Source organism: Actinoplanes sp. NPDC000266 (assembly GCF_042899005.1).
Taxonomy (GTDB): domain Bacteria; phylum Actinomycetota; class Actinomycetes; order Mycobacteriales; family Micromonosporaceae; genus Actinoplanes.
Genome location: NZ_JBIAZI010000002.1, coordinates 684,803 through 700,220 on the forward strand (window position 1 = coordinate 684,803; position 15,418 = coordinate 700,220).

A 15,418-nucleotide genomic window follows, 5' to 3' on the forward strand; every position below is an offset into this window, starting at 1 on the left:
GCGCCGTGTGCCTGGGCATACCCGGACGGGTGGTGGAGCTCGTCGACGGCTGCCACGGTCAGCTGGCGCTGGTCGACGTGCTCGGCGCGACCCGGCGGGTGAACGTGGGGATGCTCGACGCCCCGCCCGCGCCCGGCCAGTGGGTGCTGATCCACATGGGCTTCGCGATCGAGGTCGTCGACGAGGACGCGGCGGCGGAGGCCCTGTCCGGCCTGGAGCTGATCGGCCGGCCGGCCGAGCGGGTGCGGCGCCGCTTCACGGTGTCCGGTCTGGTCCAGGGGGTGGGCTTCCGGCCTTTCGCGTACGCGACGGCGGCCGCCCTGGCCCTGACCGGCCGGGTGGCCAACACGGCGGCCGGGGTGGTGGCCGAGGTCGAGGGCGATCCCGCGTCGGTGGCCGAGTACGGCCGCCGGTTGCGGGCCGGCGCGCCGCCGCTGGCCATGGTCACGGCCGTCGAGGAGAGCGCGATGACGCCGGCCGGCGGCACCGGCTTCACCATCGACGCCTCCGGCCCGTCCGGCGGCGCCCGCACGCTGGCCTCCCCCGACGTGGCCACCTGCGACGACTGCCGGCGCGAGCTGCGTGATCCACGGGACCGCCGCTATCGGCATCCGTTCATCTCGTGCACCAACTGCGGGCCGCGTTTCACGATCATCGAGAGCCTGCCCTACGACCGCGCGGCCACCACCATGGCCGGTTTCGCCATGTGTGCGGACTGCCGTCGCGAGTACGGGGATCCGGCCGACCGCCGCTTCCACGCCCAGCCGATCGCGTGTCCCGCCTGCGGCCCCGAGCTCGAGCTGCGCACCGCCGACGGCACCGTCGTCCCGGATCCGCTGCCCGCCGTGCGCGCTCTGCTCGCCGCCGGACAGATCCTGGCCGTCAAAGGGCTCGGCGGATATCACCTGGCCTGCGACGCCCGCGCCGAGTCGGCAGTGGCTGAGCTGCGCCGCCGTAAGCGCCGGGGCGGCAAGCCCTTCGCGGTGATGGTGTCCGACCTGGAGGTCGCCCGCGGGCTGGTCACGATGACACCGGCGGAGGAGACCCTCCTCGCCAGCGTGCGCCACCCGATCGTGCTGCTCCCCCGCCGAGATGAGGACCCGCCGGATATTTCCGACTTGCGGACTTCAAGCCACCATCGCGGCGGCGCCGATGTGGCCGAGGCCGCTGCGCCGGGCGCTCTGCCCCGCCGCGGCGGGGTGGCTGAAGCGGTCGCGCCCGGCAATCCCGACTTGGGCGTCATGCTGCCGTATACGCCGTTGCATGTGCTGCTCTTCGGGCTGCCGGGCGATCCACCGGGGCCGGACGCGCTGGTGATGACGTCCGGCAACCTGTCCGGCGAGCCGATCGTCACCGACGACCGCGACGCCGGGGATCGTCTGAGCGGGCTGGCCGACGCGTGGCTGGGGCACGATCGGGTGATCCGGGTGCCCTGTGACGACTCGGTGAGCCGGCACGTGGCCGGGGCCGAGCTGCCGGTGCGCCGGTCGCGGGGCTACGCGCCGCTGCCGATCGCGCTTCCCGTCGAGGTTCCGCCGATCCTGGCCGTGGGCGCTGACCTCAAGAACACGTGCGCGCTCGGCGCCGGCCGCTACGCCTGGGTCAGCCAGCACATCGGCGACATGGACGACCTGCGCACGATCGAGGCGCTGACCGCCACCGAGGCTCATCTGGAGGAGCTCACCGGGGTGCGCCCGGAGACGATCGCGGCCGACGCGCACCCCGGATATCGGTCGTCGGCCTGGGCCCGCGAGCACGCCGCCGGCCGGCCGGTGCGGCTGGTCCAGCACCACCACGCGCACATCGTGTCGGTGATGGCCGAGCACGGGCTCGGCGCCGGCGAGCAGGTGATCGGCGTGGCCTTCGACGGCACCGGATACGGCGACGACGGCGCCGTGTGGGGCGGCGAGGTGCTCGTCGCCGACTACAAGTCGTACCGCCGGGAGGCCCACCTCGGTTACGTGCCGCTGGCCGGCGGCGACGCGAGCGTGCGCCGCCCCTATCGGATGGCCCTGTCGCATCTGCGCGCGGCCGGGGTGCCCTGGGCGGCCGGGCTGCCGCCGGTGGCGGCCTGCCCGCCGGTCGAGCGCAAGCTGCTCGACCGGCAGCTCGCGACCGGGTTCGGCTGCGTGCCCACCTCCAGCATGGGCCGGTTGTTCGACGCCGTGGCCTCGCTGGCCGGGGTGTGCCACACCGTCGACTACGAGGCCGAGGCGGCGATCCGGCTGGCCGGTCTGGCCCGTACGGGCTTCCCGGCCGGCGCCTACCGGTTCACCTCGCAGGGCGATCCGGGCCCGGTGATCCGCGCGATCGCCGCCGACGTGACCCGCGGCGCGCCGGTGGCCGACATCGCCGCCCGGTTCCACGCCGCCGTGGCCACCCTGATCGCCGATCTGGCCGATCACGCCCGCCGGCGGACCGGCCTCGACGTCGTCGCGCTGGGCGGCGGCGTCTTCCAGAACGCGCTGCTGGTCGAGTCGGCCCGCGAAGCGCTGCGGGAGCGGGGTTTCACCGTACTGCTCCCCCGGCTGTTGCCCCCCAACGACGGCGGCCTGGCTCTCGGGCAGCTCGTGGCCGCCGCGTCGCTCTAGGGAAGGAGACCGACCATGTGCCTGGCCGTGCCGGGACGCGTCATCAGCATCACCGAGGCCGACGGCACCACGATGGCCGAGGTCGACTTCGGCGGTGTCCGCAAGAGCGTGTGCCTGCAGTACGTCCCCGACGCCGCGGTCGGCGAGTACGTCGTCGTGCACGTCGGCTTCGCCATCCAGCGCCTCGACGAGCGGTCGGCGCGGGAGACCCTGGAGAACTTCGAGCGGCTCGGCATCCTGAAGGAGGAGTTCCGGTGAGATATCTCGACGAGTTCAGCGATCCGGAGCTGGCCCGGCGCCTGCTCGACCAGATCCACGCGGCGGCCACCCGGCCCTGGGCGCTCATGGAGGTCTGCGGCGGGCAGACCCACTCGATCATCCGGCACGGCATCGACCAGCTGCTGCCGGCCGGCGTCGAGATGATCCACGGGCCCGGCTGCCCGGTCTGCGTCACCCCGCTCGAGATCATCGACAAGGCGCTGGCCATCGCCGCCCAGCCCGGCGTGATCTTCTGCTCGTTCGGCGACATGCTGCGCGTTCCCGGCAGCGGCCGGGACCTGTTCGCGGTCAAGAGCGCCGGGGCCGACGTCCGGGTGGTCTACTCGCCGCTGGACGCGCTCACCATCGCCCGGGAGAACCCGGACCGGCAGGTGGTCTTCTTCGGCATCGGCTTCGAGACCACCGCCCCGGCCAACGCCATGACGGTCCACCAGGCCGAGCGGCTCGGCGTGGGCAACTTCAGCCTGCTCGTCTCGCACGTGCTGGTGCCGCCGGCCATCGCCGCCATCATGGAGTCGCCCCGCTGCCGGGTACAGGCGTTCCTGGCCGCCGGTCACGTGTGCAGCGTGATGGGCACCGGCGAATACCCGCCGCTGGCCGAGAAGTATCGCGTGCCGATCGTGGTCACCGGCTTCGAGCCGCTGGACATCCTCGAGGGCATCCGGCAGACCGTGGTGCAGCTCGAGGCCGGCCGGCACGAGGTGGGCAACGCTTATCCACGAGCCGTGCCGGCCGAGGGCAACCCGGTGGCCAAGGCCATGCTCCAGGAGGTCTTCGAGGTGACCGACCGGACGTGGCGGGGCATCGGCATGATCCCGGGCAGCGGATGGCGGCTGTCACCGCGCTACCGGCCGTTCGACGCCGAGCACCGGTTCGCGGTCACCGGCATCCACACCGAGGAGTCCGAGCTGTGCCGCTCCGGCGAGGTGCTCCAGGGGCTGATCAAGCCGCACCAGTGCGCGGCCTTCGGCAAGCAGTGCACACCGCGCAACCCGCTGGGCGCCACGATGGTGTCGTCCGAAGGGGCGTGCGCGGCCTACTACGCGTACCGCCGATTGGATCTGGTGTCGATCTCATGACCGCGGGCCTGGACTTCGAGAACTGGAGCTGTCCGCTGCCGCTGCGCGACACCCCCACCGTCGTGATGGGTCACGGCGGCGGCGGGGCGATGAGCGGCGACCTGATCGAGCACCTGTTCCTGCCCGGCTTCGGCTCGGCCGCGCCCGCGAACTCCGGCCTGAGCGACTGCGCCGTGGTCACCGCCGGTGGAGCCCGCATCGCGCTGTCCACCGACTCGTTCGTGGTCAAGCCGATGTTCTTCCCGGGCGGCTCGATCGGCGACCTGGCCGTCAACGGCACGGTCAACGACCTGGCCATGGCCGGGGCCACGCCGCTCTATCTGTCGGCCGCCTTCATCCTCCAGGAGGGCACCGCCCTGTCCGAGCTCGGCCGGGTCGCCGAGGCGATGGGCGCGGCGGCCCGGGCGGCCGGCGTGCAGCTGGTCACCGGCGACACCAAGGTGGTGGACAACGGCAGCGGCGACGGGGTCTACATCACGACCACCGGCGTCGGCGCCGTGCCCGAGGGCGCCGACATCCACCCACGCCGGGCCACCGCCGGGGACGCGGTGCTGATCAGCGGGGACATCGGCGTGCACGGGGTGGCCGTGCTGAGCTGCCGGGAGGGTCTCGAGTTCGGCACCACGGTGTCCAGCGACACCGCCGCGCTGCACGGCCTGGTCGCGGCCATGCTGGCCACCGGGGCCGATCTGCACGTGCTGCGCGATCCGACCCGTGGCGGGGTGGCCGCCTCGCTCAACGAGATCGCCCGGGCCGGGCACGTCGGCGTCGAGCTCACCGAGCGCGACCTGCCGGTGCCGGCCGAGGTGCGCGACGCGTGCAGCCTGCTCGGGCTCGACCCGCTCCAGGTGGCCAACGAGGGCAAGCTGATCGCCCTGGTGCCGGCCGAGAGCGCGGACGACGTGCTGGCGGCGATGCGGGCCCACCCGCTGGGCGCCGGCGCCCGCCGGATCGGCGCCTGCGTGGCCGAGCATCCCGGCATGGTGGTGGCCCGCACGGCCCTGGGCGGCACCCGGGTGGTGCCGCTGCCCATCGGCGAGCAGCTGCCCCGGATCTGCTGACGTGAGCGAGGCCGGGGCGCTGCTGTTCGCCCGGTACGCGTACCCGCCGAACGAGCTGGGCTACTGCGGCCCGGCCGGCGCCTCGGCCCTGCTGGCGCCCGGAGTTCCGGGCGAGATCGCCGCACGGGCGCGGCAGTTCGAGGGCGCCTGGAGCTATCTGGAGCTGCTGGCGGCCACGGCCGGGATCGGTGACCCGCTCGACGAGACGGTGGTGCGGGCGTACTGGGTCGGCGGCGCGCTGCTCGACGAGGTGCCGCCGGCGGCGCTGGTGGCGTGGCTGGGCGACCGGTTCCGCGGGCAGCGCGGCGGAACGTGGCGGTCGGCCGGCGAGCGGGCGGTCGCGCACCACAGCTTCCACGTCTTCGAGGTCTATCCGTGGGCCGCGATGCTGGGCGCCGGCCCGTCGCCGGTGGCCCTGCGGGTCCTCGACCGGTGCCGGGTCCGCACCGGCGTCGTGCTGCGGGTCGACGGGGAGCGGGCCATCGTCCGGTCCGGTCCCCTGGTCAGTGACGGCACCTCTCTGTCCAGGGGACCGGATCGCCCGGAGGAGGTCCGGTGGTCGGCGGGCGGGCGGTCGCTGATCGGCGCTCCGGCGCCCGGTGACCGGGTCGCGCTGCACTGGGACTGGGTCTGCGACGTGCTGACGGCCGAGCAGGCCGGGCGGCTGGACGCCCTTCAGGAGCGGCAGCTCGGTCAGTTCAGGCTGAACGCGGCCCGGCTCCACACCTGATGCATCTCGACACCGTCGACCGTGCGCCGGAACCGGACCACCCGGTCGGCCGCCAGGCCACTGGCCAGCTCGGCCGTGACGTCGTGGACGAGCGGGCCCGGGGTGATGACGACGGGCAGGCTGCCGCCCTCGACGAGAGGCGCGAGGGCGGCGCTGCCCCGATAGCCCGACAGGGGAACGGCGACCACGTCGTGCCGCGGCAGGTGGCCCCTCAACCCCGCCACCACGGATCGCGGCCCCGGGCCGGGCCAGTGCTGGGCGCCATAGACGATCACCAGCTCGTCGGTGGCGGCCAGTTCAGCGAGGCGGGCCACGACAGCGCCCGTACCCCACCGGGTCTCCGCCTCGCCCACGACCGCGACCGTCACCGATCCCACCCAGGCGAGCGGCGGCTCGGGGTCCGGGAAGGCGCTCCACCACCCGGATTCCGGCTCGCGCACCGTGGTCTCGACGAGGCGGGGCGAGCGCAGTCCCTTACAGGTCTGACGAAGGTGCCGGGTCACGGTCTCACCTCATGATCGGGTCGGGGTGGGGGAAGCCACCACAGCGTGCCGCAGCCGCTACGAACCGCACCAGCCCCAGTCTTGTCCACCCGCTAGGGCGTACGGACCGGACACATGTGTCCGCTACACCCGGGCCCGCAGATCATCGAGAAAGGCCACGAGGAGTTCCCGTACGGCCGGGCCGCCGTCCCCGCCGCGCCACCGGCTCCGGACCGCGCCGGCCAGGGCGTAACACGCGTCGACCGGGACCAGGAACGCCTCCCGCCCGGTCAGGTAGACCGCCTCGACGTCAGCGACCGGCTCCCGCAGCAGCGGGTTCGCCGCCGCCAGCCGGTCCCAGGCGTCACCGTCCACCTCGCACTCGGTGGTGCCGGCCGGGCTCGGGCAGCTGGCGACCAGCCGGTCCGGACCACCGTGGGCGACGACGAAGGCGGGCGTCACCGGCACGCCCAGCGACTCCCCGTCGGCCGCGCCGAGCGCCCGGTAGCGCCGTGGCACGGCCCGGAACCGGCCGGCTCCGGGCGCCTCGAACAGCAGGTGGCAGGGGTGGCAGGCGCAGAGCAGCGAACGGTCGGCCAGGGCGAGCACGTGCCGGTGCTCCTCGCCGATCAGCGTGGCGCACAGCTCGCAGCGGGGCGCCGGCGCGTCGGTGAAGCGCCGCAGCCCCTTCCCGCTCATCCCGGGCGCCTGGTCACCTGTAGCAACGGCGGCGGCGTCTCCACCTCGACCTCGGCCGCCTCGGGGACGGCCCGCCGGACCTCCGACTCGATCAGCGACCGCTGGGCCGACCCGCAGCCCCGGCCCCCGGCCGACCGCAGCCGCACCACGCCGTCGCCGCCCTCACCGGCGCTGACCACGTCGAGCTCGCCGACCCGGGGCCGCAGGCGCTCCAGGACGCGGTCGAGGCGTTCCCGCGGGCCGGCCGGATGCAGGTCGTGCACGAGCAGCAGGCTCTCCACCAGCGGGTCGTCGCAGAGGGCGGCGGCGGCCTCGGCACCGAGCCGCTCGACGACGCGGCGCAGCCCCTCGCCGTACAGCTGCACCAGGCAGCGGACCAACTCGTCGGCGACCACCGCGGCCCGGGGATCGGGACCGGCCCGCAGCTGCTCGATCAGCACCTCGACCCGGGCCGCGGCGGCGTCGGGCGTGGTCATCGGGGCGGCCCGGTGGTCACCCGCACGGTGAAGCCGCGCAGCGTGCGCACGAGCGACCCGTACCCGGGACCGTCGTCGGCCCCGGCCGGCGCCGGCTCGTCCATGAACGGCATGAACTTGTCGGGGAAGCCGGGCATCGTGCAGGCGATGCAGATGCCGCCCACGTTCGGGCAGCCGCCCACCCCGTTGATCCAGCCGCGCTTGGCCACGTTGCACCGCACCACCTGGCCCCAGCAGCCGACCTTGACCAGGCAGGTGGGCGAGCCGTAGCCGGAGGCGAACTCGCTCTGGTCGTAGTACGCGGCCCGGTCGCATCCGGTGTGCACGGTCGCCTCGAACAGCCAGCGCGGCCGCAGGAACTCGTCGAGCGGGATCATCGGGGCCTGCCCGGACAGCTGGTAGAGCAGGTAGAGCAGCACCTCGGTGAGGTTGTCGGGATGGGTCGGGCAGCCGGGCACGCAGACGATCGGCAGCCCCGCCGCCGACCGCCAGTCCCAGCCGAGGTGGTCGGGCACGCCCATGGCCCCGGTCGGGTTGCCGGCCATCGCGTGGATGCCGCCGTACGTCGCGCAGGTGCCGACCGCCATGACCGCGGCCGCCCGCGGGGCCAGCCGGTCGAGCCACTCGCCGGCGGTGACCGGCTGCCCGGTCGACGGGTCGTTGCCGAACCCGCTCCAGTAGCCCTCGTCCTTGTTCGTCTCGTCGGCCACCGAACCCTCGACGATCAGCACGAACGGCTCCAGCTCGCCCCGCTCGGCCCGGTGGAACCACTCGAGGAAGCTCGGCCCGGAGTCGTAGTCGAAGAACGGCCAGTGCATGGCCACCTCGGGCAGGCCGGGCAGCGCGCCCTGGACGATGTCCTCGATGCTGGGCTGGGTGGCCGCGGTCAGCGCCACCGACTCGCCGTCGCAGCTGAGGCCGCCGTTCATCCAGAGGATGTGCAGGATGTCAGCCATCGCTTTCCCGCTCGGAAGATCGACATTGCCGGACATTCCGACCGGCCGATCCTATTCCCGCCGCCCGGACATGAGAAGAGCGCCGTAAGCTCCACAGGAGGCCCACGCGGAGAGGGGGAGGCGATGCAGGCTCCCCCCGGCACGGATCAGATCGAGATCGTTCCGCTGGTCATCGTGACCCGGACATTTCCGCCCCGGGCATCGTCCCTTCCGGACGTTCGTGACTTCGTCCGGCGCCGGTTGACCCCGCAGATCCTGGCCGAGGACGACGTGCGGGCCCTGTGCGACCAGGTGGCCGACCTGCTGCTCGAATCGGCCGGTCAGGAGGGGCTGATCCAGGTGTCGTTGCGGATCCACCCCAGCCAGGCGGAGGTCGATGTCGTTTTCACTCCCAGGGGGGATGACGCGGAGCAACGCCCGGGGCTCACCGCCACCGCGCCCTCGTCGCCGGCGCCCCCCGTCGGTGCGCCGGCGGTGTCGTTCGCGGTGTGGCTCTCCGGTTCCCTGCGCCGTGAGGGCATGACCCTCGAGGCGGCCGCCCGCCGCCTCGACGTGTCGGTGAAGACGGTCAGCCGCTGGGTGAACGGCGCGACCGAGCCGCGCCTGCGCGACCTGTCCCGCATCCGGGAGATCTTCGGCGAGTTGCCGTTCCCCTAGATTTTCGTCTACGCGGCCACCGCCCGGTCCCGGGTCGCCGGGGTGGCCGCGACGAAATCGAGCACGCCCTCGGCGAACCGCTCCGGCTCCTCGATGTGGCCCAGGTGCCCACTGCGGGCGAGGAGCAGCAGACGGGCGTACGGAATAAGCGAATGCAGTTCCCGGGCCCAGCGGGTGCCGCCGATGATGTCGTACATGCCGGCCGTGACCAGCGTCGGCACGCGCATGCCGGGCAGGTCGGCCCGGTCGTCGATCGGCTCCGGCGCCGCCAGGTAGGAACGGCGGATCTTCGGGCGCAGGCCGGACAGCTCGTCGCGGCGGGCCCAGTAGTGCGCGAACTGGGCCGGCAGGGCGTCGCGGGTGGCCGCGGTCAGCGCCCGGTCGTCGGCCGCGTCCTGGATGGCGTGCAGCGCGTCGAGCACCGCCGGCAGGGCCGGGTTCCACTGGTTGCGCCGCACGAAGCGGTCGAGCTGGTGCCGGGTCTCGGCGCTCTGCTCGGGACCGGTGACCGGCGAGCTCATGTGCAGGATCAGCCCGGCCAGCCGCTCCGGGTGGCGCAGCGCGTAGTACTGGGCGACCAGTCCGCCGTGGCAGTGGCCGAGCAGGTGCACCCGCTCGCGGCCGAGCCGGTCGAGGACGCGGTCGAGCGCCTCGGCGTACACGGGCCGGGTGTAACCGTCCGGATGGGACGGAAGCCGGCCCGACGCGCCGGTGCCGAGCGGCTCCACGTAGACGACCCGGACCCGCCGCTCGACCGCCGGCATCCGCAGGTACTCCCAGGACAGGCCCGGCCCGCCCGGAATGGCCACGCACACCTCCGAGCCGCTGCCGCGGACGTGGTAGCGCTGCGCGACGCCATTGACGTCGATCTCGTGTGTGCCGATCCGCAATGGATTCCTGCTGCGGTCCGCGCGAAGTTGGATTACCACGGTCGATCCCCCCAGATGCCGCTCCGTCGTTGTCCCTAACGTTCGCGCCACCAGGGTGTTCACCGAACCCGTGCAAAACCCTGGCTCAATACCGGGTGGGCCGGCCAGGGGTGCCCGGGCGGGCCCGCGTGGCCTCGGTGATGGCCCAGGCCGCGTTGACCAGGCCGATGTGGCTGAAGGCCTGCGGGAAGTTGCCGAGCAGCTCCCCCGTGCCCGGGTCCACCTCCTCGGCCAGCAGGTCCACGTCGTTGCGATATCCGGCTGCCCGTTCGAACACCTCGATTGCCCGTTCGTGCTCGCCGGCCAGGGCCAGGGCCTGCGCCAGCCAGAAGGTGCAGAGCAGGAAGGTGCCCTCGTCGCCGTCGAGGCCGTCCGCGCCCCGGTAGCGGTAGACCAGGCCGCGCGGGTCGGCCAGCTCCTTCGCGACGGCGTCGATGGTGGCCCGCATGCGAGGGTCGGTGGCCGGCAGGAAGCCGACGATCGGCAGCACGAGCACCGAGGCGTCCAGATCCTCCGATCCGAACGACTGCGTGAAGGCGCCCAGGGCCTCCGAATAGCCCTCGCGCAGCACGGTCTCCCGGATCTCGTCCCTGGCCGTACGCCAGTGGCCCGGATCCTCGAACAGCCGGAGCGCCCGGTCCAGGGCCACCCAGCACATGACCTTCGAATAGACGAAGTGGCGCGCCTGACCGCGTACCTCCCAGATCCCTTGATCCGGCTCGCGCCAGCGAGTCGCGGCGGTGCCGGCCAGCGTGATCAGGAAGCGGCGCACGTCGTCGTCCATCCCGGTGATCTGGCCTTGGAGCTTCAGGGCGGCGCCCAGCAGCTCGCCGTAGACGTCGATCTGCTGCTGCTCCCACGCGCCGTTGCCGACCCGGACGGGCCTGCTCTCGCGCCACCCGCGCAGGTGGGGAAGGGTGCGCTCGGTGAGGTCGTGCTCGCCGCCGACCCCGAACATGATCTGCAGCGGCACCGGGGCGCCGGCCGCGGCCGTGGTCATGAAGGCGAAGAAGTCGCCGGCCTCGTCCGGGCAGGCGGCCACCCACAGCGCCTCCATGGTGAAGCTGGCGTCGCGCACCCACGAGTAGCGGTAGTCCCAGTTCCGCTCGCCGCCGGCCGCCTCGGGCAGCGACGTGGTCGCCGCGGCCACGATCGCCCCGCTCGGCCGGTAGGTGAGCGCCTGCAACACCCGGCCGCTGTGCCGCACCAGGTCGCGCCACGGCCCGTCGTACGTCTGATGGATCGCCGACCAGGACCGCCAGGCCTCGATCGTGTCGGCCAGCCGCCGGGCCAGATCCTCCTGCGACCACACATGCGCCGGTGTCTCCTCCAGCGTCGACCGGTGCAGGGCGAAGGCCATCGTCCGGCCGGCGGTGAGCGAAAAACTGGCGGTTGCCGTCGATTCGCTCAGATCCGGCCGTACGGGTGTGGACAGCACCAGCCATTCGGCGCCGCCCCGGGCCGTGACGCCACCGTCGGCGTGCGCCAACAGCGGCTGGAGGATCCCGTACTCGGGTCGCGGCCGGTAGGTCATGGCCAGCGCCACTTCGCCCGAGACGGCGGTGACCGATCGGATGAGCAGATGAGGCGATCCCCGGCCCAGCTCGTGGCCCCGGTTGCCGGCGCCCATGGCCAGGGCCTCGGTGACCCGGACCACTCCGCCGGCCGTGCGGAACTCGGTCTCGAGGACCAGCGTGTCGTCCAGGTAGCGCCGGCTCGACTCGTACGGCTCCTCCGGCGCCAATGCCCAGTGACCTGCGGTTTCGTCCAGAAGACGGCCGAATACCGAAGGGCTGTCGAAGCGCGGGAAACACAGCCAGTCGATCGAGCCGGCGTCGGTGACGAGGGCGGCCGAACGGCAGTCGGAAAGAAGGGCGTGCGCGGCGATCGGGACACTGCTCATGCCTCGATTGTCGGCGCCCCAGGGTCCCGCCCAGGCACGGGAAGCCGGGGACCAGGGAGTCTCCCTGGCTCGCCCGGGACCCTCACGGAGCCAATCTGGTGTCACCACATCCGATGGAGGTCCGCCATGAATTTCCGTTTCGAGGTCACCGTGATCCCGGTCAGCGACGTCGACCGGGCCAAGGCCTTCTACCAGGGCCTCGGCTGGCGTCTCGACGCCGACTTCCCGATCAACGACCACCTGCGCGTCGTGCAGTTCACCCCGCCCGGCTCGCCCGCGTCGATCCAGTTCGGCACCGGCCTGAGCGCGCAGGAGCCCGGCTCGGCCCGCGACAACATGCTGATCGTCGACGACATCGAGGCCGCCCGTAAGGAGCTCCAGTCGCTGGGGGCCGAGGTCGGCGAGGTCTGGCACGGCCTGCGCGGCCTGGACACCAGCGGCCGCGTGTCCGGCCCCGAGCCCGACCGCAAGTCGTACGGCAGCTACGCCGAGTTCAGCGACCCGGACGGCAACGTGTGGCTCCTCCAGGAGATCACGCAGCGCATCCCCGGCCGCGACTGAGCTCCAGGTAGAGGTCCAGTTCCCGTGAGGGGATGACCGGATCGTCCGCGTCGACGACCGCCAGCAGCCCGAGGCCGCCGGCGGTCGTCGCGCGTACGGCGAGGCCTTCGACTTTGGTCTTCTCGGGGAGCGCGACGGCGTCGAGCACACTGTGGTCGTCGAGCAGGACCAGGGCGGCGCCGACCACGGGGCCGTCGTCGACCGGGTTGGGGGTGTCCTCGGCGGCGGCGCTGACCAGAATGAGCCCGTCGCCGAGCGCGACGGCGTCGGTGACGGCCAGCGGGACGCCGTCGACGTGGCCGAGGTCGTACCGGCGTACATCGAAGATCTCGCTGCTCGAAAGGGCGTTCAGGTCGACGTCGGCGCAGAAGGTGGGGGTGCCGCGCTGGAACCAGCGCAGCCGGTCGCCGGCGAGGCAGGCGCCCTCGAGGTTGAGAAGTTCCAGCGGAATGCCGAACGCGGCCGCGATCCGCCGGTAGAGCGAACTCAGGTCGGTCACCGTGAAACCGCCGGCGGTGACCAGGGAGGCCCGCATCCGCGCCGGGGTGGAGCCGGAGCCGAGAAGCAGCACGCCCTCCCCCACCGGAACGGCGGCCTCGAAGTCGGGCTTGAGGTGTTTGGTGCCGGCGGCGGAGCTGAAGACGTCGAAGCCCTCGACCGGCTCGGCCACCCGCACGGGAACGGTCGACCCGGGCCGCCGCCAGGCCGCGTGGGTGGCGTCGTCCTGGGCGATGAGCCACCCGTCGCCGAAGGGAGCGACCGCCGAGGCCGCCCGGACCGGCGCCCCGTCGTCGAAGACCAGAGCCGTGTCACCCCGAACAGTCAGCCGCATCCCCGCATTCTCACCCGGCGGCGACGCTCGCCGCCTGCCGGATGGCCGGGGCCAGGGCGGCCGCGATGACGGCGTAACCCGCGCTGGACGGGTGGAAGCGGTCGGCGCTGAACAGGCTGAGATCGCTCGCGAACCCGGCGGCGGACGTCATGCCGATGTCGGCCACATGGGCGCCCTCGGCCTGGACGGCCGCGGTCTGCGCGTCGTGCAGCACCCGGCTGCCGGCCCGGACCAGGGCGCGCATCTCGGGCGGCACCCAGGGAACGACGCTGAGATCGGGGGCCGGGGCGACAACAACTTCGGCGGCGGCCGTACGCAGGGTGCGCACGGCCGTGGTCAGCGAGGCCACCGCCTGCGCGGGCGGCACGAACCGGGTCAGGTCGTTGGCGCCGATGATGATCAGCACCACGTCAGGGCGCCAGGGAACGGCCCGGCCGGCCTGGGCGGGCAGGTCACGGCTCTGTGCGCCGGGTACGGCGAAGACGCGGGGCTCGTTGGCGACGCCGTGCGCGGTCAGGTCGGCCGAGAGGCGGGCCGCGACCGTGTCGCGCCCGGTCGCGGCGCCCTGGCCGTACGCGATGGAGTCGCCGAGAATCGCGAAGCGGAGAGTCACCCCCGGTTCAACGCGCGAGCGGGCGCTGATTAATCCACCGGCGCTTGGGTAGACGTCCGGACATCATGTCGATGATGCGGACGAAAGCCGTCGAGGACGTTCTGGCGCGCGGCGGTGAGCTACGGCGGCGGCTCGGGCCGTTCAGCCTGATGGGCTTCGGCATCGGGATCGTGATCGGCACCGGGATCTTCACGCTGACCGGCGTCGAGGCCCGGGATCACGCGGGCCCGGCCGTCACGGTGTCGTTCGTACTGGCCGGGGTGGCCAGCCTGCTGGCCGCGCTCTGTTATGCGGAGCTCGCGTCCTCGGTGCCGACGGCCGGCAGTGCCTACACGTACGCGTACGCGACCATGGGTGAGATCTTCGCCTGGATCATCGGATGGGACCTGGTGCTCGAGTTCGCGCTCGGCGCGGCCGTGGTCGCGCGCGGATGGTCGGGCTATCTGGCGTCGCTGCTCGACCTGCCGCCGAGCCTGTTCGGCGAGGACAGCCTGGTCAACGTGGGCGCGATCGTGATCACGCTGCTGCTCGGCGCGGTGGCCACGGTCGGCATCCAGCAGTCGTCGCGGGTGACGAACGCGCTGGTGCTGGTGAAGGTCGGCATCTGCGTGTTCGTGGTGGTGGCCGGCCTGTTCTTCCTGAAGACGGCCAACCTGACGCCGTTCGTGCCGCCGGCGCGGCCCACCGAGGAGGGCACGTCCGGGCTGACCCAGCCGTTGTCGCAGCTGCTGTTCGGGATCGAGCCGTCGGCGTTCGGGATCACCGGGGTGCTGACGGCGGCGGCGGTGGTCTTCTTCGCGTACACCGGCTTCGAGGCCGTGGCCAACCTGGGTGAGGAGACCCGCAACCCCCGCCGTGACCTTCCGCTGGGCCTGTTCGGCACGCTGGGCGTCTCGGCGATCCTGTACGTCGCGGTGTCGTTCGTGGTGGTCGGCATGGTCGACTATCGGGACATCGACCCCGGCGCCCCGATCGCCTCGGCCTTCGAGAGCGTGGGCGCGGGCTGGGCCGCCCACCTGGTCTCGATCGCGGCGGTGGCCGGCCTGACCAGCGTGATCCTGGTCGACATCGTGGCGATCGGCCGGATCGGTTTCGCGATGTCCCGCGACCGGCTGCTGCCTCCGGCGGTCGGAAAGATCCACACCGGGTGGGGTACGCCGTACCGGATCACGATCGCGGTGACGCTCGGCATCGCCCTGCTGGCCGGCTTCGTGCCGCTGTCGTCCCTGGCCAACCTGGTCAGCATCGGCACGTTGTTCGCCTTCGTCACGGTGTCGCTGGCCGTGCCGGTGCTGCGCCGCACGAAGCCCCGTCTCGAACGCCCGTTCCGCGTCCCGCTGTCACCGGTCGTACCCGTGCTGTCGGCGCTGGCCTGCCTCTACCTGATGACCAACCTGTCGGTGGAGACATGGCTGCGCTTCCTGGCCTGGCTGGCGGTCGGCCTGATCGTCTATTTCGCGTACGGCCATCGACAGGCTTCGCTTCCTGACGTATCGTCACGCTCGTAGCCGGGTGGGAGCGCTCCCACCATCGCGGCTCATTCGTTCGTTCGGTCGATCGATCGGTTCGG

The 15,418-nt window shown here is 72.8% G+C and carries 16 protein-coding genes; 8 read left to right on the plus strand and 8 right to left on the minus strand.

Annotated elements, in window-relative coordinates:
* The first annotated feature begins 5 nt into the window (after positions 1-5).
* Genes hypC through ACFY36_RS09580 form a run of 5 tightly spaced genes read left to right on the plus strand, consistent with a single transcriptional unit; the run spans position 6 to position 5,740 of the window.
* Positions 6-2,591 carry a HypC/HybG/HupF family hydrogenase formation chaperone gene (gene hypC, locus ACFY36_RS09560; protein WP_499745470.1) on the plus strand — a complete coding sequence of 862 codons (2,586 nt, stop codon included), beginning with the start codon at positions 6-8 and terminating at the stop codon, positions 2,589-2,591.
* A 15-nt stretch (positions 2,592-2,606) separates the two neighbouring features.
* Positions 2,607-2,849 (plus strand): HypC/HybG/HupF family hydrogenase formation chaperone, encoded by a 243-nt coding sequence (locus ACFY36_RS09565; protein ID WP_097323615.1) that lies wholly within the window; start codon positions 2,607-2,609, stop codon positions 2,847-2,849.
* Positions 2,846-3,949 (plus strand): hydrogenase formation protein HypD, encoded by a 1,104-nt coding sequence (gene hypD / locus ACFY36_RS09570; RefSeq protein ID WP_499745471.1) that lies wholly within the window; start codon positions 2,846-2,848, stop codon positions 3,947-3,949. The genes ACFY36_RS09565 and hypD overlap by 4 nt, the downstream gene beginning before the upstream one ends.
* Positions 3,946-5,010 carry a hydrogenase expression/formation protein HypE gene (hypE, locus tag ACFY36_RS09575; protein ID WP_499745472.1) on the plus strand — a complete coding sequence of 355 codons (1,065 nt, stop codon included), beginning with the start codon at positions 3,946-3,948 and terminating at the stop codon, positions 5,008-5,010. Before hypD ends, hypE begins: the two co-directional genes overlap by 4 nt.
* 1 nt (position 5,011) lies before the next feature.
* Positions 5,012-5,740 carry a DUF6390 family protein gene (locus ACFY36_RS09580; protein WP_499745473.1) on the plus strand — a complete coding sequence of 243 codons (729 nt, stop codon included), beginning with the start codon at positions 5,012-5,014 and terminating at the stop codon, positions 5,738-5,740.
* On the opposite strand, the gene ACFY36_RS09585 is transcribed toward ACFY36_RS09580, so the two are convergent.
* The 4 genes from ACFY36_RS09585 to ACFY36_RS09600 all read right to left on the minus strand — a co-directional run bounded on the left by ACFY36_RS09585 (position 5,704) and on the right by ACFY36_RS09600 (position 8,353).
* On the minus strand, positions 5,704-6,243 hold the full coding sequence (locus ACFY36_RS09585) for a hypothetical protein (protein WP_499745474.1): 540 nt from the start codon (positions 6,241-6,243) through the stop codon (positions 5,704-5,706). The two genes, ACFY36_RS09580 and ACFY36_RS09585, sit on opposite strands and share 37 nt — an antisense overlap.
* A 123-nt stretch (positions 6,244-6,366) precedes the next feature.
* Positions 6,367-6,921, minus strand: a complete 555-nt coding sequence (locus ACFY36_RS09590) for a DUF5947 family protein (protein WP_499745475.1) — start codon at positions 6,919-6,921, stop codon at positions 6,367-6,369.
* Positions 6,918-7,397, minus strand: coding sequence for a NifU-related iron-sulfur-binding protein (locus ACFY36_RS09595; RefSeq protein ID WP_499745476.1), 480 nt, complete (start codon positions 7,395-7,397; stop codon positions 6,918-6,920). Before ACFY36_RS09595 ends, ACFY36_RS09590 begins: the two co-directional genes overlap by 4 nt.
* Complete coding sequence (locus ACFY36_RS09600) at positions 7,394-8,353, minus strand: NADH-quinone oxidoreductase subunit B family protein (RefSeq protein ID WP_499745477.1); 960 nt, start codon at positions 8,351-8,353, stop codon at positions 7,394-7,396. Before ACFY36_RS09600 ends, ACFY36_RS09595 begins: the two co-directional genes overlap by 4 nt.
* A gap of 123 nt (positions 8,354-8,476) precedes the next feature.
* Here ACFY36_RS09600 and ACFY36_RS09605 point away from each other — a divergent pair, with 123 nt between their 5' ends.
* On the plus strand, positions 8,477-9,010 hold the full coding sequence (locus tag ACFY36_RS09605; protein ID WP_499745478.1) for a helix-turn-helix domain-containing protein: 534 nt from the start codon (positions 8,477-8,479) through the stop codon (positions 9,008-9,010).
* Between the two features lie 8 nt (positions 9,011-9,018).
* Here the strand turns inward: ACFY36_RS09605 and ACFY36_RS09610 are convergent, their stop codons facing one another.
* Both ACFY36_RS09610 and ACFY36_RS09615 read right to left on the minus strand, forming a co-directional pair.
* Positions 9,019-9,900 carry an alpha/beta fold hydrolase gene (locus ACFY36_RS09610; protein WP_499745479.1) on the minus strand — a complete coding sequence of 294 codons (882 nt, stop codon included), beginning with the start codon at positions 9,898-9,900 and terminating at the stop codon, positions 9,019-9,021.
* 124 nt (positions 9,901-10,024) lie between these two features.
* Positions 10,025-11,842, minus strand: a complete 1,818-nt coding sequence (locus ACFY36_RS09615; RefSeq protein WP_499745480.1) for a glycoside hydrolase family 15 protein — start codon at positions 11,840-11,842, stop codon at positions 10,025-10,027.
* A 126-nt stretch (positions 11,843-11,968) separates the two neighbouring features.
* On the opposite strand from ACFY36_RS09615, the gene ACFY36_RS09620 reads away from it, so the two are divergent.
* Complete coding sequence (locus tag ACFY36_RS09620; RefSeq protein WP_499745481.1) at positions 11,969-12,403, plus strand: VOC family protein; 435 nt, start codon at positions 11,969-11,971, stop codon at positions 12,401-12,403.
* Here the strand turns inward: ACFY36_RS09620 and ACFY36_RS09625 are convergent.
* On the minus strand, positions 12,375-13,235 hold the full coding sequence (locus ACFY36_RS09625) for a DUF6910 family protein (protein ID WP_499745482.1): 861 nt from the start codon (positions 13,233-13,235) through the stop codon (positions 12,375-12,377). The two genes, ACFY36_RS09620 and ACFY36_RS09625, sit on opposite strands and share 29 nt — an antisense overlap.
* 10 nt (positions 13,236-13,245) lie before the next feature.
* On the minus strand, positions 13,246-13,848 hold the full coding sequence (locus tag ACFY36_RS09630; RefSeq protein WP_499745483.1) for a GDSL-type esterase/lipase family protein: 603 nt from the start codon (positions 13,846-13,848) through the stop codon (positions 13,246-13,248).
* 74 nt (positions 13,849-13,922) lie between these two features.
* Between ACFY36_RS09630 and ACFY36_RS09635 the strand changes: the two genes are divergently transcribed.
* Positions 13,923-15,356 (plus strand): amino acid permease, encoded by a 1,434-nt coding sequence (locus tag ACFY36_RS09635; protein WP_499745484.1) that lies wholly within the window; start codon positions 13,923-13,925, stop codon positions 15,354-15,356.
* Positions 15,357-15,418 lie beyond the last annotated feature (62 nt).

Bases quoted from the DNA above. Each gene is read 5' to 3' on its own strand.
- ACFY36_RS09565 (WP_097323615.1), top strand. From the start codon at position 2,607: ATGTGCCTGGCCGTGCCGGGACGCGTCATCAGCATCACCGAGGCCGAC.
- hypE (WP_499745472.1), top strand. From the start codon at position 3,946: ATGACCGCGGGCCTGGACTTCGAGAACTGGAGCTGTCCGCTGCCGCTG.
- ACFY36_RS09590 (WP_499745475.1), bottom strand. From the start codon at position 6,921: ATGAGCGGGAAGGGGCTGCGGCGCTTCACCGACGCGCCGGCGCCCCGC.
- ACFY36_RS09595 (WP_499745476.1), bottom strand. From the start codon at position 7,397: ATGACCACGCCCGACGCCGCCGCGGCCCGGGTCGAGGTGCTGATCGAG.
- ACFY36_RS09600 (WP_499745477.1), bottom strand. From the start codon at position 8,353: ATGGCTGACATCCTGCACATCCTCTGGATGAACGGCGGCCTCAGCTGC.
- ACFY36_RS09605 (WP_499745478.1), top strand. From the start codon at position 8,477: ATGCAGGCTCCCCCCGGCACGGATCAGATCGAGATCGTTCCGCTGGTC.
- ACFY36_RS09615 (WP_499745480.1), bottom strand. From the start codon at position 11,842: ATGAGCAGTGTCCCGATCGCCGCGCACGCCCTTCTTTCCGACTGCCGT.
- ACFY36_RS09620 (WP_499745481.1), top strand. From the start codon at position 11,969: ATGAATTTCCGTTTCGAGGTCACCGTGATCCCGGTCAGCGACGTCGAC.
- ACFY36_RS09625 (WP_499745482.1), bottom strand. From the start codon at position 13,235: ATGCGGCTGACTGTTCGGGGTGACACGGCTCTGGTCTTCGACGACGGG.
- ACFY36_RS09635 (WP_499745484.1), top strand. From the start codon at position 13,923: ATGCGGACGAAAGCCGTCGAGGACGTTCTGGCGCGCGGCGGTGAGCTA.